Origin of the sequence: Pseudomonas sp. J380, from assembly GCF_009827115.1 — a bacterium.
Classification (GTDB): Bacteria; Pseudomonadota; Gammaproteobacteria; order Pseudomonadales; family Pseudomonadaceae; genus Aquipseudomonas; species Aquipseudomonas paracarnis.
On the sequence record NZ_CP043060.1, the window covers coordinates 5,310,169 to 5,328,661 of the forward strand.

Consider the following 18,493-nt stretch of genomic DNA (forward strand, 5'->3'; position numbering starts at 1 on the left):
TATTGGGGTGTCGAGTACTGATGATGAGCAACTGGCCGAGTTCAAGGACTGGTGGCAGCGTAACGGCAAGCCCCTGGTCACAGGCGGCCTGCTGGCGCTAGTGGTGGTGTTCGGCTGGCAAGCCTGGACCAAGTATCAGGCCAACCAGTCCCAAGGTGCCTCGATCGTTTATCAGCAACTGCTGGAAACTACCCTGACCCCGGACGGCAAGCCTGACCCTGCGCAGGTGGCGGACCTGGCCGGCAAGCTGAAGAACGAATTCGGCGGTAGCACCTACGCCCAGTACGGCAGCCTGTTCGTCGCGAAAGTCGCGGTCGATACCGGCAAGCTGGATGACGCCGTCACCGAGCTGAAGGCCATTGCCGACAAGCCGACCAACCCGACCCTGGGTGAAATCGCACGTCAGCGCCTGGCACAGGTATTGGCGGCACAGAACAAGGCTGACGAAGCACTCAAACTGCTCGACGGCGATGCTGACAAGGCATTCGTGGCCACTCGCGAAGAGCTCAAGGGCGACCTGTTGGTCCAATTGGGTCGTACCGACGAAGCCCATGCTGCGTACCAAAAAGCCAAGGCGGCGCTGTCTGATGAAGCGGCGGTCGGTGGCTTACAAATCAAGCTCGACGACTTGGCCAAAGGGGATGCGTGACGTGATCCGTTGGAAACATGCAGCATTGCTGGCTCTGGCCGTTTTGGCCGCGGGTTGCAGCAGCAACAGCAAAAAAGAACTGCCTCCTGCCGAGCTGACCAGCTTCAAGGAAGAAGTGGTCCTGCAAAAACAATGGAGCCAATCCATTGGTGATGGGCAGGGCGACCTCTACAACCTGTTGCAGCCGGCGATTGACGGCGACAGCATCGTGGCTACTGATTCCACTGGTGTCGTGGTTGCCATGGATCGCATGAACGGCGACGTCAAGTGGAAGAAAGACCTCGAACTGCCGGTTTCCGGCGGTGTGGGCGTCGGCTACGGCATGGTGCTGATCGGTACCCTCAAGGGTGACGTGGTCGCGCTGGACTCCAGCACCGGTGAAGAGAAGTGGCGCGCTCGCGTGACCAGTGAAGTGCTCTCGGCGCCGGCGACCAACGGCGATATCGTCGTGGTGCAAACCCAGGACGACCGCGTGATCGGCCTGGATGCCTCCACCGGCGACCAACGCTGGTTGTACGACAGCACCCCTGCGGTGTTGACCCTGCGCGGTACCAGTGGTCCGATTGTGACCAACAACCTGGCCGTTGCTGGCCTGTCGACCGGTAAAGTGGTTGCCCTGAATACCCAGAACGGCGTGCCGGCCTGGGAAACTCGTGTGGCCATCCCGCAAGGTCGTTCCGAACTGGATCGCGTTGTAGACATCGACGGCGGCTTGCTGCTGTCGGGTGAAACCCTCTACGTCGCCACCTACCAGGGGCGTGTTGCCGCGCTGGACCTGCAAAGCGGTCGCATCAACTGGCAGCGTGATGCCTCCAGCTATGCGGGTGTCGCCCAAGGGTTTGGCAGCGTCTATGTGAGCCTGGCATCCGGCACCGTTGAAAGTGTGGATGAGCGTTCCACCACTGCACTGTGGAGCAATGACTCCCTGGCTCGCCGTCAACTGTCGGCACCGGAAGTCTTCTCCAGCTACGTCGCGGTCGGTGACTTTGAAGGCTACCTGCACCTGCTGAGCCAGGTGGATGGTCGTTTTGTCGGTCGCCAGCGTATCGACAGCGACGGCCTGCGTGCGCGTCCGCTGGTGGTGGGTAACATGCTTTATGTGTATGGCAACGGCGGCAAGCTGGAAGCCCTGACCATCAAGTAAAGGTTTGACTATGCTTGGGGTAACCCCCAGGCGGCCCTGCTTCGGCGGGGCATGCGGCATCTGACGATGCTGCCCCGAGCACCAGCCGCTGCCCTGCAGCGGCTTTTGTATTTTCTGAAATAACGAAGTGGAGAGCCGCATGGTTCCCGTAATCGCCCTGGTGGGCCGACCTAACGTCGGCAAGTCCACCTTGTTCAACCGCCTGACCAGGACTCGCGACGCCATTGTCGGCGACTTGTCCGGTCTGACCCGTGATCGCCAATACGGTGAGGCAAAGTGGCAAGGGCGCTCCTACATTATTGTCGACACCGGTGGTATCTCCGGTGACGAGCATGGCATGGACGAAAAGATGGCCGAGCAGTCGTTGCTCGCTATCGAAGAAGCCGATGTGGTGCTGTTCCTGGTGGACGCCCGCGCGGGCTATACCGCCGCTGACCAGATGATTGGCGAGCACCTGCGCAAGCGCAACAAGCGTTCCTATCTGGTCGCCAACAAGATCGACAACATCGATCCTGAGGCCGCCCGTGCCGAATTCAGCCCGATGGGCCTGGGCGATGCGATTCCGGTCGCCGGTGCTCACGGCCGCGGCATCACCCAGATGCTGGAAATCGCCCTGCGCGACTTCCCAAAGGATGATGTCGAGGAAGAAGAGGGCGAGGAAGAGATCGTCGCTGAAGGCGAGGAAGCCAAGCGCATTCCTGGCCCGAGCGAAAAAGACGGTATCAAGATCGCTATCATCGGCCGCCCGAACGTCGGCAAGTCGACCCTGGTCAACCGTATGCTCGGTGAAGACCGCGTTATCGTCTACGACCAACCCGGTACCACTCGCGACAGCATCTACATCCCGTTCGAACGCAACGAGGAAAAGTACACGCTGATCGACACCGCCGGTGTGCGCAAGCGCGGCAAGATCCACGAAGAAGTTGAAAAGTTCTCGGTGGTCAAAACCCTGCAGGCGATCAAAGACGCCAACGTGGTGATCTTCGTGATGGACGCCCGCGAAGGCGTGGTGGACCACGACCTCAACTTGCTGGGCTTTGCCCTGGAAGCCGGTCGTGCCCTGGTCATCGCGATCAACAAGTGGGACGGCATGACGCCGAGCGAGCGCGATTTCGTCAAGATTGAGCTGCAACGTCGGCTGTTCTTCGTCGAGTTCGCCGATATCCACTTTATCTCGGCATTGCACGGCACTGGCGTGGGCAACCTATACGCGTCCGTACAGAACTCGTTCAAGTCCGCGGTTACCCGCTGGCCGACCAACCGTCTCACCCAGATCCTTGAAGACGCGGTGGGCGAGCACGCACCACCGATGGTCAACAACCGCCGGATCAAACTGCGTTACGCCCACTTGGGTGGTGCCAACCCGCCGATTATCGTGATCCACGGTAACCAGATCGAGAAGGTGCCCAAGTCCTATGTGCGTTACCTGGAAAACACCTACCGCCGTGTCTTGAAACTGGTCGGTACGCCGATCCGTATCGAGTTCAAGGGTGGCGAGAACCCATACGAAGGCAACAAGAACACACTGACTGACCGTCAGGTGAACAAGAAGCGTCGTTTGATGACTCACCACAAGAAGGCCGACAAGAAGCGCCGTGATAAAAAATAACGGCAGTTTCGAGTTGTAAGCTACAAGCTGCAAGAGAGGGCTCCTTTGGAGCCCTTTTTTGTGCCTGACGGTTTGCCCCTTGACCTGCTCGCAGCTTGCAGCTTAAAACTTGCAGCTCACCCGAAGGGGGCTCCCATGATCACCAGTAAGCTGCCAAACGTCGGCACGACCATTTTCACCACCATGTCGCAACTCGCCGCCGAAACCGGCGCGCTCAATCTGTCCCAGGGTTTTCCCGATTTCAATGGTCCGCAGGGTTTGCTCGATGCAGTGGGTAAGCACATCGCCCTCGGTCATAACCAGTACGCCCCCATGACAGGCCTGCCGGTGCTGCGTCAGCAAGTGGCGGCCAAGATCGCCCGCAGCTATGGCGTCACGGTGAATGCCGACACTGAAGTGACCATCACGCCAGGCGCCACCGAGGCGATTTTTTGCGCCATTCAGGCGGTGATTCGCAGCGGTGATGAAGTCATCGTGTTCGACCCCAGCTATGACAGCTACGAGCCTTCGGTTGAACTGGCCGGTGGCCGCTGCGTGCATGTGCAACTGAGCCTGCAAGGCTTCGCCCTGGACTTCGAGAAACTCAAGGCTGCGCTTTCACCGCGTACGCGCATGATCATCCTCAATAGCCCGCACAACCCCACCGGTGCATTGATCAGCCGTGTCGAGCTGGACCAGTTGGCCGAACTGATCCGCGACCGCGATATCTACCTGGTCAGCGATGAGGTCTACGAGCACCTGGTATTCGACGGTGTGCCCCACGTCAGCGTATTGGCCCATCAGGAACTGTATCAGCGCGCATTCGTGGTCAGCTCATTCGGCAAGACCTATCACGTCACAGGCTGGAAGACCGGCTACGTGGTCGCGCCACCGGCCCTCAGCGCCGAACTGCGCAAGGTGCATCAATATGTCAACTTCTGCGGCGTCACCCCTTTGCAGTACGCTTTGGCGGACTTCATGGCCGAACACCCGGAACATGTCGAAGAACTGCCGGCCTTCTATCAGGCCAAGCGGGACATTTTCTGCGACCTGTTGGCGCCATCGCGCTTGAGCTTTACCCGGGTGACCGGCACTTACTTCCAACTGGTGGATTACTCGCAGATACGCCCAGACCTGGATGACGTCGCCATGTCCCTGTGGATGACCCGCGAACATGGCGTGGCGACCATTCCGGTTTCGGTGTTCTACCAGCACCCACCCCAAGGCCAGCGCCTGGTGCGCCTGTGCTTTGCCAAACGCGAGGAGACGTTGCGACAAGCGGCGGAAAAACTATGCGTGATCTGAGTGTACTGCCCAATCTGAACATTGCCCTGGTGCAGACGAGCCTGGCCTGGCATGACCGGCATGCCAATTTCGAACACTTCGAGTTGCTGCTGGAGCAGGCCAAAGGCGCCGACTTGATCGTGCTGCCAGAGATGTTCACCACCGGTTTTTCGATGGAATCAGAAGCTCTCGCCGAGCCGGAAAACGGCCCCACCCATCATTGGCTCCAGGCCCAGGCGGCAAAGTATCAGGCCGTGATTACCGGCAGTGTGATCATCCAGGCCGCCGATGGCAGCCACCGCAACCGTCTGCTGTGGGCGCGGCCGGATGGTGAGGTGTTGCATTACGACAAGCGCCACCTGTTCCGCATGGCCGGTGAACATGACCATTACACCCCAGGTGAACGTCAGGTGCAGTTCGAGTTGAAGGGTTGGCGCATTCGCCCGCTGATCTGCTATGACCTGCGCTTCCCGGTGTGGAGCCGCGACGCCCAGGATACGGACCTGCTGCTGTACACCGCCAACTGGCCGGGCGCTCGGCGTCAGCATTGGAATCGGCTGTTGCCGGCGCGGGCCATTGAGAACCTGTGTTACGTGGCGGCGGTGAACCGGGTGGGCACCGACGGCAAGGGGTTTGCCTACACCGGCGATAGCCAGGTGTTGGATTTCCAGGGTGAAACCTTGCTGAGTGCAGGGGACGCGGACGGGGTGTTCCAGGTGATCCTGGATGCGGCGGAGCTGGCGGCTTACCGTACACGGTTCCCGGCGAATCTGGATGCCGATAGCTTTCAGTTTGTCTAAGGCTTATCTGTCTTAGATTGTTCCCACGCTCTGCGTGGGAACGCCTCTTGGGACGCTCTGCGTACCGCTTCTAAGGGCGGACGCAGAGCGTCCAGGGCTGCATTCCCACGCAGAGCGTGGGAACGATCAGGCCCCTGGATTCTCACCCAGGGGCCTTTTGCATTACGGCAATGCTTACGCCGCTTTGGCTTCCAACTGGCTCAACGAACGGTTCAGCGCACTGAACAGCGCCTTGAAGCTGGCGGTAGTGATGTTTTCATCGATCCCTACACCATGCACCGGGCGTTCGCCGTTCACGCGCAGTTCAATATAGGCCGCCGCCTTGGCATTGGTACCCGCACCAATCGCGTGCTCGTTGTAGTCCATGATCTCCACGCCAATCGGCAGGCCCGCTACCAGCGCTTCCAACGCACCGTTGCCTTTGCCCTTCCAATGCAGGTTGGTTTCGCCCTGGCCTTTGCCGGAGACTTCCACCTCGACAAAGCTGTTGCCGTTCTCTTCCTGCAGGCGGTGGCTGACCAACGCATACGGCGTGTTGGCTTGCAGGTATTCACGCTGCAGCAAGGCGTAGATCTGTGGCGCGGTCATCTCCAGGCCCACGCGGTCGGTTTCGGCCTGCACCACCTGGCTGAACTCGATCTGCATGCGACGCGGCAAGCTGATGTCGTATTCCTGCTCCAGCAGGTAGGCGATACCGCCTTTGCCCGACTGGCTGTTCACGCGGATCACCGCCTCGTAGCTGCGGCCAATATCGGCCGGGTCGATCGGCAAGTACGGCACTTCCCACAGCGCATCGTCTTTCTGCTGCGAGAAGCCTTTGCGGATCGCGTCCTGGTGTGAACCGGAGAACGCGGTGTGTACCAGGTCGCCCACATAGGGGTGGCGTGGGTGCACCTGGATCTGGTTGCATTCCTCGACCACTTTGCGCACGCCGTCAATGTCCGAGAAGTCCAACTGCGGGTCCAGGCCCTGGGTGTACATGTTCAGCGCCACGGTGACCAAATCGACGTTACCGGTGCGCTCGCCGTTGCCAAACAGGCAGCCTTCCACACGGTCGGCGCCGGCCATCAGGCCCAACTCGGTGGCCGCCACGCCAGTGCCACGGTCGTTGTGGGTGTGCAGGCTGATAATCACGCTGTCGCGACGGTTGATATGGCGACCGAACCACTCGATCTGGTCGGCATAGATATTCGGCGTGGCGCACTCGACGGTGGCTGGCAGGTTGAGGATCATCTTGTGCTCAGGCGTCGGGTTCCACACCTCGATCACCGCATCGCAGACTTCCTTGGCGAACTCCAGCTCAGTGGCGCTGAAGGTCTCTGGGGAATATTCGAAGGTCCACTGGGTTTCCGGCTGCTGGGCGGCGTATTTGACGAACAGCTTGGCGGCGTTGACCGCGATGGCCTTGATGCCGTCCTTGTCCTGGTTGAACACGATGCGGCGGAACGACGGCGAGGTGGCATTGTACAAGTGCACAATGGCTTTCTTCGCGCCGCGCAGGGATTCGAAGGTGCGTGCGATCAAGTCTTCACGGCCCTGGGTCAGCACCTGGATGGTGGTGTCCTCGGGGATGTGGTTGTCTTCGATCAGGGTGCGCACGAAGTCGAAGTCGGTTTGCGACGCGGCCGGAAACGAGGCTTCGATTTCCTTCACGCCAACGGCCACCAGGGTCTTCCAGAAGCGAAGCTTTTTCACCGCGTCCATCGGCTCGATCAGCGACTGGTTGCCATCACGCAGGTCGGAGCTGCACCAGATAGGCGCTTGGGTGATGGTTTTCGACGGCCAGGTACGGTCGGGAATGTCGATGGTGGGGAACGCGCGGTACTTCGAAGACGGGTCTTTGAGCATGCTCATCGGAAAATCCTTGGTTGTAGGGGCCGAGAAAAGGCGGCCTGCCGTGGAACTGTTATTGGGGATAAAACTGAGGGCGAGGCAGATCGATTCAGCCTGGCAGTCGTGCGCTGACAAGGCACAGGCTGCGGTGCTGGCGGAGCTGAATGAGGGTGTGAGAGGTTTTCATAAGCCCAACCCTAACCGTGGCCAAGTGAGATGGCAAGGTGGTCAGGAAAAATTGATAGATTTTCTGTGTAAAACAAACTTTATGAATATTTATTGCTAATACTATCTTGTTTTCTTCACATTGTTGCGCTTCTGTAGGTGGTGGCGCAATTTTGGTGATGAGGTTTTCCCGTGGCGCCGCATGCGGCAGTGAAGGGCTCACCATCGCGCAAACAACGCACGACGGTGATTACTCAAATGACTTTATGGAAGATCTGATAATCCCCTGCCGTAAAGCTATCCGTGACGTTGGCCCCGGGATCCCTTGGGATTGACGGGCCGCTGATGGCAACACTCTTGTTGAATGCTTTGTCCGGGTAAACGCCTATGCCCACCCCTCCAGTGAGCTCCGCCAGACCTGGAACGTTTCGGGCTGTGTTCATATGGGCCCGGCCTACCAAGGCGAGTACTTTTTCGCCCGGCTTGCGTGTTTCCAAGATACGGGTCGCGAAGTAATTGAATTCTTGCAGGCGCGTAATGCCGTTGTCGTTGTCCCCAACGTACTTGTAGAAATCGGGCATATCCGATCGGCGGGTCAAGTAGTGGTGCTCGAGGGATTTGACGGTGATTCCATTGTCACTGGCAAGTTGAACCAGTTCCGAGAGCGTGGGAGACGCGCCTTGAGGACGGTGGCCACCCATGCCCACATCCATGAGCTGGCCCGCGGCATTGGTTTCGACACCTTCAATATAAAACGTGGTAACCCCCGACTCTTTGAGGGCCTGCATATTCTCTTTGAGCATCTGGAAACTGGCGATTTCGTTATGGCGCTCGCCCAGTACCACCACATCAGTGATTTCGTAGGCCTTACGCAACAGGTCGGCCGGCGAGGTGCCGGGTGCGAGCTCCAGCCGGGGCGGGCGCGGCGGCATCTGGCCTTGAGTGAGCATGTTCTTGTAGAAGTTATACAAATCCCGCCTGAACCAATACCTGGCCACAGGCAAGGTTTTAGCGGTGAAGTCGGCTTCGACCAGCCGCCCTCTGTTGAGGCTGAAATACTCGGCGTCTGGTAACGCTGGTCGGGCAGGGGCCTCGGCGCCTCTCGTCGAAGCTCCCGGTGTCGGCGTGGGGGCTCCACCGGGCAGTTGATTCAGGCGCCATTCACCGTTGCCCGCATGTTGTACAGAGGCGACGATTCTGCTGCTTTTGGGCGCAGTTGCTGGGACGTTCGGGTCGATGATATTGACCCAGCCACTGCGAGCGTGAAAGGCTGAATCGATCTGATAAACCCTGCTCACGCGGGTACTGTCGGTAAATCGGATGAACCACTCGTCGCCAACGTTATAGGTACCGTCACTCCTTAGCGTCCGGCCGTTGATCATATCGCCAGGCCTGGCGTACGCACTCAAGTCGCGCTCGGGAATGACGGCGTCGTTGGGCGTGCGTGAGCCAGCGATAGTGTTGCCGGTGCTGGCTAAGGGTCGTGCCGGCACTGGGCTGACGGGCGCAGGCAGTGCTCTTGGCCCTGGGCGCGGGGTAATCGCGCCTGTCGCCGTCGACGACTTGAATACCGGGCGTAGGGGGGCCGCGCGAACATTAGAGATACCCGCCGCAGACAGGGTGAAATCACTGTAGATCGCCCGTCCCAGGCCGGGTCTTTTGATCAGGTGCGGCAACACTCTGCTGTTGGCGCGCAGTGCGCTGATGCCGGCTTTGCCCAGACGAAAACCCGCAGACACGCCTTTGCCAGCCACTGGTATCAGGTCGGTAAAGATCAATGCCACTTCAATGCCGAACTCGATTTTGTTCTTGAGCGATTGCCGTGCGACCTCCGCACTGCTTACGGACTGGTGATCCGCTCGGTCGATCGCCATCTGTACGTGTTGCTTGTACAGATGGTCTTGGAAATCACCTTTTATGGGCTCAAGGCGAGTGGCGCCTCCCAGCAGCTTGATCGACGAGACCGCCAGCTCGGGGGACATCAATTTCGTTGGGCTGTACGCAGCTTCTTTAAGCGCTCCCCTGAACTGATCGACCTCATCTTTACTGACGGGTGATTTTCTTTGCGCGATATAGGTTGCCCACTCTTTTTTCTCCAGGAGGGTGTCGAGGGCCTTGTGGTCCGCGACTTCGCGATAAGTAATGCCGTCGGGAGCCTTGGGGGTGTACAGCACCAGCGATGGATCTGTCTGGTTGCCGATCACCATCACGCCCTGCACCGCTAGCCCCCTGTGGAGCAGGCTGTTGGCGACGATGGTTTTCCCATCGACTTGAGGGCGGGTGGCCGGGTCTGGGTGAGTCAGTACCGCATCCGCCCACTGCGCCGCGCGTTTATGGATGTTGTCGCTGGCCAGTTCCGTATAGGCGTCGGGGCTGAGTTCTGCCAGAAACGCCTCTTTGTCCATCGCGTCTGCCAGATGAGCTTTCCACGCTGTGCGCAAGTGCACAGCACTCCCCGATTGGGCATCTGGGGCCATTTCCTGTTTGAGTAGTTTGGTGTATTCGCCCCCGACATCGGCGGTATTGACTAGTGCCTTGAGATCGTCGGTATCCAGGGTAACCGGCTTGCCGCTCAGGTCTCGCACAGGCTTGCCGTGCTTGTCGCGCAGAGGCAAGGTCATTTTCTCATCGGTGTATACACCTCTTTCGACGGCAGGGAAGCCACTGGGATTCTTCAGCGCCAAGTCGGTCAGGGACACCGCGTCTTGTTTCGAATAGAGGGGTTGGCCAGTCCCTCTCCCGCCGTGGATGGCGGTGCGGGTGTGGACCTGCACCATGAGTTGATCCGCATCGATTTCTGCTGCCGGGTATCGCTGTTTTATGGCTGCATTCAGGCGGTCACGGGCGAAGGTGTTCAGCGCCGGGATTTTTTCAAGCAGGGGCGTCAGCGCATCCAGGCTCCGTTCCTGCGCCTTGTCCAAGTGCAAAAACAAGGCTTCTTGAAAGGGGCTTAGATTCTTCAACCATTCGGGTTGGAGTTTGTCGGTCAGTTTGGCGTCCCGGGCCAGCATGGCGTTGGTGCCATCGGTGAGGTACGACCAGTCGGCCGCATTATCGATACCTTCCAATGTGGCACTGTCAAGAAGGGGGTTGACGGTTTTGCCTGGCGCCAATGCTGTGCTCAGGTGGGTATTAATGTCTGCCCGCTGGCGTTTGAGCATCCAGGGAATGGATTGCGCCAACACATCCCCGGCCGATGGCTCGACACTGGACATCAGATCTTTTCCGGTAATAGGGTCGGGCCTGTTTTGCAGAGCCGGGGGCAGGCCTTGCAGGAGCAACTTGGCCTCGACACCGCCCTGGTCCAGGCGGTTGGCCAAAGCCTGGCGTGCCTGGGCCGGGGTTGCGAATTCCTCGAAACCTTCGCTGGGCGTGTACATCACGACGGGGCCATTGTCATCGTTGAGCGCAAGTGCGCGCCCATTCGGCCAGGTGGGCGGCGTAGCATAGGAGCCGTCTTTTCGGGTGATGAGAAAGGCCCCTGGCAGCATCGCGCCATGTTCCGTTTGGTCATCCACAGTAACGGGGTACACCCCTAAGCGATCACCGTCGGTGAAGCGTTTTTCCCGGTCTTGCAGGGTGGGGTAGCGCAACGCGGAGTCGATCAGGCCTTTGCCGGTCGCGCTCAGGGTGCCATCGCTCAGGCGCAGTGAGGCGAGGATCGACAGCTGTTTTTTGTGCAGGAACAACAGTTGCTCTTGCGGCGGCATCTGGAGCGTCGGCTGATTTTCCACCGGCCGCGGTGTGCTCCAGTATTCTTCAAGCGCCTGCGGGTATTGCGTGGCAATGCTGCGAGCAATGGATTGCAGCGTGCCTTCGGTAAAGGCCGGTACCGCCATGTCGGCAATGGTTCGTCGATAAGTGAATTCAGTGCTTATGCCTCGCTCCGGGCGCATCAACGCATTCGGGTTGGCCTGGATGTCGCGGATCATCCTGGCCAGTGCAGCCATCAGGGGCTCTGAAGAGGCCAGTGATTCGCGTCCATCGCCCACTCTGTAGCGATTGAAACTGAACATGTCCGGATTCAGCGGCCTGATCGCGGGGAAGGCCTCCTCAAGTTGCGACTGTACAAAGGCCTTGAAGCCGGGTTGCTGGCTATGCAGGCGTTGCTTGTCTTCGGTCAGCAACGCGTGTTCAGCGGTGAACTGTGTTTCATTGCTGGGTTTGAAATGCTTCACCAACTGCGGGTATCGCATTTTCGCCGGGGTTATACCTGACGAGGCGGGAGTAGGCGGGTCATCGGGGGCGTAATTGGCGGCGGCGGGCAAGGGGGCTGATGCAGGTTGTTGCAGAGTTGCGGGTGGTGTAGGCGGGCTGGTCGGGGGGGTACCGGGTGAGGCGTGAGATGAGGTCAGGAGGTTTTGCGAATGTCGCTCTGACAGTGCTGGGGTAAGTGACATGGAAAGAGTCTCATGGGAATTGGATCTCCAATGCTCAGGTCCTGCTCATTACGTCCGTGTAAATCGCTGGTTGAGTGAGTCTCGGGTGTCGGATGGTTCATCGCAAAAATGTAAGAAGATCACAATGCATTGCAGCGAACGTCCGGCAGATCAGGCGCCAGCGCAGGAAATCACTGACGCCCCTCACGGCCACGGTATTCAGGGTTGAAACGCGCCGATAAAAATCGCCGGATCTACCCGTGCATCGTTCAGGCTGACGTTCCAGTGCATATGCGGCCCGGTGGCCCGGCCTGTCGAGCCGACTTTGCCGACTACCGCACCGCGTACCAGTGGCTGACCCACCTTCACATCGATCTTCGACATATGGCAGAACATGCTGATAAAGCCCTGGCCATGATCGACAAACACGGTATTGCCGTTGAAGAAGTAATTGCCGACCAGAATCACCTTGCCATTGGCGGGTGTCTTGATCGGTGTGCCGGCCGGTACGGCGAAATCCAGGCCCGAATGCGGGTTGCGTTCTTCACCGTTGAAGAAGCGGCGCACCCCGAATTTGCTCGAAAGCGGCCCGTTCACCGGTTTATCCAGCACCAGGTTGCTAGGCAGGTTCGGGCTGAAGCTGCGGTAAGCCTTGAGCTGCACTGCCAGTTCGCCTTCGATGCGCTTGAGCTGGGCCGGGTCAGGGTTGACCTGGCTCTTGTTCTTCAAAGTGATGCGCTGTTCCGGATACTTCTTGTAACCGACGATAAACGGCAGGTTGCGCCCACCGCTGCTGATGCGCTCGTTGCCAGGCTTGACCGTTAACGGGATACCGACAATCGCCAGCCAGTTGTCCTGCTCCTTGACCACCAGCACCGGCTTGCCCTGGTAGGTGGCTTTCGGCGCCGTGGCCGAAGGGCCTAGTTCGACGACGGCCACGCCGCCTGGCACCGGTTTGTTCAGGGTTCGCGTGATGTAACTGTCGGCGTGGGCGTTAAATGTGAGGCACAACAGCATCAACAGGCTCAGTAGGCGTGGCATCGATCAATCCAATAATGAAAGGGTGACGGGTGTCAGGTGGTTGTCTTCCACCCGCACTTGCAATTGGCCTTCACCCAGGCGCGCGGTGAGGCGCTGGCCGGTGTGGGTTTGTGCGGCATTGCGAATCGCCTGGCCGCGCTCGTCCAACAGGATGCTGTAGCCGCGGCCCAGGGTCGCCAGCGGGCTGACCACCTGCAATGTCTGCACTTGGCTCTGCAGTTGCAGACGCCGAGCCTTGAGACCTTCACGCATGGCGCGGGGCAGGCGTTCGGCGAGGCTGTCCAGGCGCTGGCGCAAGAGTGCCAGTTGACGGCCGGGGTGCTGGCCGGCGAGGCGGGTTTCCAGGCGGATCAAGCGCTCGCGACGGGTATTGAGGCTACGCTCAAAGGCGCGGCGCAAGCGCATGTCCAGGTCATCCAGGCGCTGGGCCTGCTGGCGCAAGCGCTCGCCCGGGTGACGCAGGCGCCGGGCCATGCCTTCCAGGCGCAGGCGGCTGTGGCTCAGGCGGTTGCGCATCAGCATCACCAGGCGGCGCTGCAGGTTTTCCACTTGACGCACCAGATGGCTGGCGTCGGGAGCCAGCAACTCGGCGGCGGCGGAGGGAGTAGGGGCGCGGACGTCCGCCACGAAGTCGCTGATGGACACATCGGTTTCATGACCAACGGCACTGACGATAGGGGTAACGCAGGCATCAATTGCGCGGGCCACCACCTCTTCGTTGAAGCACCACAAGTCTTCAAGGGAGCCACCGCCACGGGCCAGGATCAGCGCGTCGAAACCCCGGGCGTCGGCGAGTTTCAGCGCCCGCACGATCTGCGGGATTGCTTCGCGGCCTTGCACGGCGGTAGGGATCAGGGTCAGTTCAACATTCGGCGCGCGGCGGCGGAACACGCTGATGATGTCGCGAATCACCGCGCCGGTGGGCGAGCTGATAATGCCGATGCGCCGAGGATGCACCGGCAGCGCCACTTTGCGTTCGGCACTGAACAGGCCTTCGGCGCTCAGCTTTTCCTTCAGTGCATCGAAGGCAAGGCGTAGCGCACCATCACCGGCCGGCTCCACGGTATCGAGGATCAGTTGGTAATCGCCGCGGCCCTCGAACAACGAGACCTTACCGCGCACCTTCACCGCCAGGCCATCCTTCAACGCCTGACGTACCCGCGCCGCGTTATTGCGAAACAGCGCGCAACGCACCTGGGCGCCACTGTCCTTGAGCGTGAAATACACATGGCCGGAGGCCGGGCGGGCGAGGTTGGAGATCTCGCCTTCCACCCAGATATTGGTGAACACGTCTTCCAGCAACACCCGCGCGCGGCCGTTGAGTTGGCTGACAGTCAGGACTTCGCGGTCCAGGCCCAAGCGGGCAAAAGGATCTTTAATCATGGGCGGCAGTTTATAGGCATTCGTGCAGGGTTTGACAGAATTGCTCCACCAGCGCGTTCGGCGCTTGCGCGCAGGCCAGGGCTACCGTGCTGTGGCAGTCCGGATCGGCCAGGGGCAAAAATTGCACGTTGGGCGGGGCGATGTCCCGCATGGATTTTGGTAACAGGGCAATCCCGAAACCGGCCTGGATCAATTGCAACTGCGTGGTCTTGCGCGACATTACCCGCGCCGCCTTGGGGAAAAAACCTGCACGCATGCACAATTCAGCCGACAGATAGCTCAGCCCGCCGCGCTGAGGGTGGGGGATTGAAATAAACGCCTCATCCTTGAGTTGCATTAACTCGACCGCTGCGTTGCCGCGTGCCAAGGGATGACCCGCAGGCACTGCCAGCGCCAACGGCTCGGTGTACCAAGGCACCACGCGCACGCCTTCGCGCTGGCGCAACACCGGCAACCGCAGCAGGCCGACGTCCAGGCGGCCCTCGACGATTTCCTCCAGTTGGGCTTCGGAGGAGAGTTTGACGATATCCATCGACACACCCGGGCAGCGCTCCAGCCACGTGCTGATGCCTTGCAGTAACGCGCCGCTCATCGGCACGGTGCTCGAATGGCTCAGGCGCAAGGTGCCGAGTTGGCCCTGGCCCACTTGTGTCGCCAGGTCGCTGGCCTTGAGCAACTCACTCAGCAGGTTGCGCGCCCGTGGGTAGAAGGCTTCGCCGGCGGCCGTCAGCCTTGGCTGGCGTGCAGTGCGTTCGAACAGTGGGGTTTGCAGTTGAGATTCAAGCTCCTTGATCTGCCGGCTCAAGGCTGATTGCGCCACGAACAGGCGCTCGGCGGCAGCACTGAAGCTACCGCTGTCGGCGATTTCGACGAAATAACGCAGTTGCCGGGTGGAGATCAAAGAGTCATGCCTTTTTGAGATGAGTAGTGAGCCTGGAAGATATTAGTCGCAACCCTTGCCGATGGCTAAAGTGAACGGCATCTCAATAGAAGGAATAAGTCATGAGCCCGGTTGAGCTGATGAGCCAGTGGACTTTCGGCGGTATTGATTGGCTGGTGATCGGCCTGGGCGTGACGGTGGCTTATATCGTGTTCGGCATTGCCGGGTTCGGCACGGCGCTGGTGGCGGGGCCGATCCTGATTTTATTCATGCCGCTGTCGAAGATCATCCCGTTGCTGGTGCTTCTGGACTTTGTCGCTGCGTTTGGCGGCCTGCTGCGAACACGGCGCGATGTGAACAAGCCGGAACTGTTGCGGTTGCTGCCCTGCATGGCCATCGGCTGCACCCTGGGCGTGGTGTTTTTGCTCAACCTGCATTCGGACCTGTTGCTGTTATTGATGGGGCTGTTTATCAGCGCCTACGCGATTTACAGCCTGGCGGTGAAAGCAAGGCCGACTCAGCTGGCGGCGGGCTGGTCGATTCCCATGGGCACCGTTGGCGGCCTGTTTGGGGCGCTATTCGGCAGTGGCGGCTTCTTATATGCGATTTACCTGAACAGCCGTTTGCCCAAGGACGCTGCGCGGGCTACGCAAAGCGCGCTGATCAGTTGCAGCACGGTCGTGCGTTTGAGTCTGTTCCTGATTGCCGGGGTGTATGCAGATTTGCCGTTATTGATGTTGGCGGTTTGCCTGTTGCCGGCGATGGCCCTGGGGTTGTGGTGTGGGCGCAGGCTGACGATGCGGCTGTCCCGTGAGGCGTTCGTGCGGTTGGTGACCTGGCTGGTATTGGCCAGCGGTATTGCGTTGATCGGACGGTATTTGAGTACTTGACCTGATTTTTTCAGGGATTAAGCTGCCGTCCTCCCGGGCGTCATCGCGGGCAAGCCCGGCTCCCACATTGGAATGCGATCACCTGTGGGAGCCGGGCTTGCCCGCGATGGCGCCAATAGCCACACCGCAGGACTCCCATGAACTCCCAAAGCATCCTTGTCCCGAAAATCTCCACCTTGCCGGTCCACGAACCCCGCGCCCGGGCGATTGTGCGCTGGCTGGTGCGCAAGAACATCATCAAGGAAGAGCTCACCACTTGCGGGCGTACCGGCAACCGCATGGGCTACGCCCTGGCCGATGGTGCCCGCGCGGTGGTGCTGCACCCCGAAGCGCTGCCGTTCAACGAGCCGGTCAATGGCCTGGAGATCATCTACAAGCGTTGCATCTATACCCCGGCCAAGGGGTTCCTCGAAGAAGCGGGCTGCCCGGAGTGCCTCAAGGAAGTCGGCGAGGCGCTGTTTGAAAGCCTGGAAGACTGGATGCCTGGCCACACCGATAACTTCACCTGCCCGCTATGTGGGCATGAAGACGACATCAATGGCTTTCTGTTCCTGCAGGAATGCGGGTTTTCCAACCTGGGATTCATTTTCAACAACTGGGCGGAGGCGGGCTTTAAACAGAGCTTTATCGACAAGTTTGCCGATTGGCTCGATCAAAAAATGAGCTGGGTCAAAGTCGAACTGTAACTTTTTGCCGAACACGATCGTTCCCACGCTCCCGCGTGGGCAACGCCGCATGGGACGCTCCGCGTCCCGTTGTTGTCGGAGATTTTGAATCCTGCCCCAAGGCGACGCGGAGCGTCACCAGAGGCATTCCCACGCCGAGCATGGGAATGATCGGGGCGATGAAATTACCCATCTATCAGTATTACCAAGTTTGTCAGAGTTTTACATTGAGCCCGGCAGGGTGCATGTATATAATGGCGCGCTTCCATTTTCCCGCTCGGGAGCCCCCGCGATGCTGCGTATCAGCCAAGAAGCTCTGACATTCGACGACATTCTCCTAGTGCCCGGTTATTCCGAGGTGCTTCCTAACGAAGTCAGTCTCAAGACCCGCCTAACCCGTGGCATCGAGCTGAATATTCCCCTGGTTTCCGCTGCCATGGACACCGTCACCGAAGCCCGTCTGGCCATTGCCATGGCTCAGGAAGGCGGCATCGGCATCATCCACAAGAACATGACCATCGAGCAGCAAGCTGCCGAAGTGCGCAAGGTCAAGCGTTACGAAGCCGGCGTGGTGAAAGATCCGATCACCATCGAAGCTGACGCCACCGTGCGTGACCTGTTCGAACTCACGCGTATGCACAACATCTCCGGCGTCCCGGTGCTGCACGATGGCGACCTGGTCGGCATCGTCACTTCCCGTGACGTGCGTTTCGAGAACCGCCTTGAAGTCACCGTCCGCGAAGTGATGACGCCTAAAGAGCGCCTCGTCACCGTCAAGGAAGGCGCCGACAAGAACGATGTGCGCGAACTGCTGCACAAGCACCGCATCGAGCGCGTGCTGATCGTCGACGACAAATTCGCCCTCAAAGGCATGATGACCGTCAACGACATCGAAAAAGCCAAGGCTTACCCGCTGGCCAGCAAGGATGACCAAGGTCGTCTGCGCGTTGGCGCTGCGGTCGGTACCGGTAAAGACACCGGTGATCGCGTCTCGGCGCTGGTCGCTGCCGGTGTTGACGTGGTAGTGGTCGACACCGCCCACGGCCACTCCAAAGGCGTGATCGACCGCGTGCGTTGGGTCAAGCAGAACTTCCCTGAAGTGCAGGTGATCGGCGGCAACATCGCTACCGGCGCTGCCGCCAAGGCCCTGGCCGAAGCTGGCGCCGACGCAGTCAAGGTCGGTATCGGCCCAGGCTCCATCTGCACCACGCGTATCGTCGCCGGTGTGGGCGTGCCGCAAATCAGCGCCATCGCCAACGTCGCCGCTGCCCTTGAAGGCACTGGCGTACCCTTGATCGCCGACGGTGGCATCCGTTTCTCCGGTGACCTGTCCAAGGCCATCGTAGCCGGTGCCTCCTGCGTGATGATGGGCTCGATGTTCGCCGGTACCGAAGAAGCACCGGGCGAGATCGAACTGTTCCAGGGCCGTTCGTACAAGGCTTACCGTGGCATGGGTTCGCTGGGCGCCATGTCCCAGGCGCAAGGCTCTTCCGACCGTTACTTCCAGGACTCTTCGGCAGGCGCCGAGAAGCTCGTACCGGAAGGCATCGAAGGCCGTGTGCCGTACAAAGGAACCCTGAGCGCGATCATCCACCAACTGATGGGCGGCCTGCGTTCCTCGATGGGCTACACCGGCAGTGCCAACATCGAAGAAATGCGCACCAAGCCAGAGTTCGTACGGATCACCGGCGCCGGCATGGCTGAATCCCATGTCCACGACGTGCAGATCACCAAGGAAGCGCCAAACTACCGTGTAGGTTGAGGCTTCCAGCAAAACGTTAAGTAACCGGGG

Annotated in this window: 14 protein-coding genes; 9 read left to right on the forward strand and 5 right to left on the reverse strand. The window is 59.8% G+C overall.

Going from position 1 to position 18,493, the window contains the following annotated elements; genetic code table 11:
• The first annotated feature begins 7 nt into the window (after window positions 1-7).
• The 5 genes from FXO12_RS24320 (at window position 8) to FXO12_RS24340 (ending at window position 5,465) form a co-directional block, all read left to right on the forward strand.
• Window positions 8-649, forward strand: coding sequence for a YfgM family protein (locus FXO12_RS24320; protein WP_014719816.1), 642 nt, complete (start codon window positions 8-10; stop codon window positions 647-649).
• Window positions 642-1,793 carry an outer membrane protein assembly factor BamB gene (gene bamB / locus FXO12_RS24325; RefSeq protein WP_057975060.1) on the forward strand — a complete coding sequence of 384 codons (1,152 nt, stop codon included), beginning with the start codon at window positions 642-644 and terminating at the stop codon, window positions 1,791-1,793. The genes FXO12_RS24320 and bamB overlap by 8 nt, the downstream gene beginning before the upstream one ends.
• Window positions 1,794-1,932: 139 nt before the next feature.
• Entirely contained in the window at window positions 1,933-3,402 is a 1,470-nt protein-coding gene (gene der / locus FXO12_RS24330) for a ribosome biogenesis GTPase Der (protein ID WP_016977675.1), read from the forward strand.
• Window positions 3,403-3,537: 135 nt separating this feature from the next.
• Window positions 3,538-4,686, forward strand: coding sequence for a pyridoxal phosphate-dependent aminotransferase (locus FXO12_RS24335; RefSeq protein ID WP_057975061.1), 1,149 nt, complete (start codon window positions 3,538-3,540; stop codon window positions 4,684-4,686).
• Window positions 4,674-5,465 (forward strand): amidohydrolase, encoded by a 792-nt coding sequence (locus FXO12_RS24340; RefSeq protein ID WP_057975164.1) that lies wholly within the window; start codon window positions 4,674-4,676, stop codon window positions 5,463-5,465. The genes FXO12_RS24335 and FXO12_RS24340 overlap by 13 nt, the downstream gene beginning before the upstream one ends.
• A gap of 174 nt (window positions 5,466-5,639) precedes the next feature.
• Here FXO12_RS24340 and leuA read toward each other — a convergent pair whose 3' ends face one another.
• Window positions 5,640-7,319 (reverse strand): 2-isopropylmalate synthase, encoded by a 1,680-nt coding sequence (gene leuA, locus FXO12_RS24345; protein ID WP_014719812.1) that lies wholly within the window; start codon window positions 7,317-7,319, stop codon window positions 5,640-5,642.
• A 43-nt stretch (window positions 7,320-7,362) separates the two neighbouring features.
• Between leuA and FXO12_RS29175 the strand changes: the two genes are divergently transcribed.
• Window positions 7,363-7,584, forward strand: a complete 222-nt coding sequence (locus FXO12_RS29175; RefSeq protein WP_232458719.1) for a hypothetical protein — start codon at window positions 7,363-7,365, stop codon at window positions 7,582-7,584.
• A 133-nt stretch (window positions 7,585-7,717) separates the two neighbouring features.
• On the opposite strand, the gene FXO12_RS24355 is transcribed toward FXO12_RS29175, so the two are convergent.
• The 4 genes from FXO12_RS24355 to FXO12_RS24370 form a co-directional block, all read right to left on the reverse strand.
• Window positions 7,718-11,731 carry a membrane-targeted effector domain-containing toxin gene (locus tag FXO12_RS24355; protein ID WP_178119864.1) on the reverse strand — a complete coding sequence of 1,338 codons (4,014 nt, stop codon included), beginning with the start codon at window positions 11,729-11,731 and terminating at the stop codon, window positions 7,718-7,720.
• A gap of 330 nt (window positions 11,732-12,061) precedes the next feature.
• On the reverse strand, window positions 12,062-12,883 hold the full coding sequence (locus FXO12_RS24360) for a M23 family metallopeptidase (RefSeq protein ID WP_057975063.1): 822 nt from the start codon (window positions 12,881-12,883) through the stop codon (window positions 12,062-12,064).
• 3 nt (window positions 12,884-12,886) lie between these two features.
• Window positions 12,887-14,266: an exodeoxyribonuclease VII large subunit gene (gene xseA, locus FXO12_RS24365; RefSeq protein WP_057975064.1), complete on the reverse strand. Its 1,380-nt coding sequence runs from the start codon at window positions 14,264-14,266 to the stop codon at window positions 12,887-12,889.
• A gap of 10 nt (window positions 14,267-14,276) precedes the next feature.
• Window positions 14,277-15,167, reverse strand: coding sequence for a LysR family transcriptional regulator (locus FXO12_RS24370; RefSeq protein WP_057975065.1), 891 nt, complete (start codon window positions 15,165-15,167; stop codon window positions 14,277-14,279).
• 101 nt (window positions 15,168-15,268) lie between these two features.
• Here FXO12_RS24370 and FXO12_RS24375 point away from each other — a divergent pair, with 101 nt between their 5' ends.
• The 3 genes from FXO12_RS24375 (at window position 15,269) to guaB (ending at window position 18,463) form a co-directional block, all read left to right on the forward strand.
• Window positions 15,269-16,036: a sulfite exporter TauE/SafE family protein gene (locus tag FXO12_RS24375; protein ID WP_057975066.1), complete on the forward strand. Its 768-nt coding sequence runs from the start codon at window positions 15,269-15,271 to the stop codon at window positions 16,034-16,036.
• Between the two features lie 137 nt (window positions 16,037-16,173).
• The gene (locus tag FXO12_RS24380; protein ID WP_057975067.1) at window positions 16,174-16,722 is read left to right on the forward strand and encodes a hypothetical protein; all 549 of its coding nucleotides are present in this window, start codon (window positions 16,174-16,176) and stop codon (window positions 16,720-16,722) included.
• Window positions 16,723-16,993: 271 nt separating this feature from the next.
• Complete coding sequence (guaB, locus tag FXO12_RS24385) at window positions 16,994-18,463, forward strand: IMP dehydrogenase (protein ID WP_034128014.1); 1,470 nt, start codon at window positions 16,994-16,996, stop codon at window positions 18,461-18,463.
• Window positions 18,464-18,493: the final 30 nt, after the last annotated feature.

What these genes read in the sequence shown, in the direction of transcription:
- FXO12_RS24360 (WP_057975063.1), bottom strand. Translation starts at nt 12,883, where the DNA reads ATGCCACGCCTACTGAGCCTGTTGATGCTGTTGTGCCTCACATTTAAC.
- der (WP_016977675.1), top strand. Translation starts at nt 1,933, where the DNA reads ATGGTTCCCGTAATCGCCCTGGTGGGCCGACCTAACGTCGGCAAGTCC.
- FXO12_RS24340 (WP_057975164.1), top strand. Translation starts at nt 4,674, where the DNA reads ATGCGTGATCTGAGTGTACTGCCCAATCTGAACATTGCCCTGGTGCAG.
- FXO12_RS24375 (WP_057975066.1), top strand. Translation starts at nt 15,269, where the DNA reads ATGAGCCCGGTTGAGCTGATGAGCCAGTGGACTTTCGGCGGTATTGAT.
- leuA (WP_014719812.1), bottom strand. Translation starts at nt 7,319, where the DNA reads ATGAGCATGCTCAAAGACCCGTCTTCGAAGTACCGCGCGTTCCCCACC.
- xseA (WP_057975064.1), bottom strand. Translation starts at nt 14,266, where the DNA reads ATGATTAAAGATCCTTTTGCCCGCTTGGGCCTGGACCGCGAAGTCCTG.
- FXO12_RS24335 (WP_057975061.1), top strand. Translation starts at nt 3,538, where the DNA reads ATGATCACCAGTAAGCTGCCAAACGTCGGCACGACCATTTTCACCACC.
- bamB (WP_057975060.1), top strand. Translation starts at nt 642, where the DNA reads ATGCGTGACGTGATCCGTTGGAAACATGCAGCATTGCTGGCTCTGGCC.
- FXO12_RS24380 (WP_057975067.1), top strand. Translation starts at nt 16,174, where the DNA reads ATGAACTCCCAAAGCATCCTTGTCCCGAAAATCTCCACCTTGCCGGTC.
- guaB (WP_034128014.1), top strand. Translation starts at nt 16,994, where the DNA reads ATGCTGCGTATCAGCCAAGAAGCTCTGACATTCGACGACATTCTCCTA.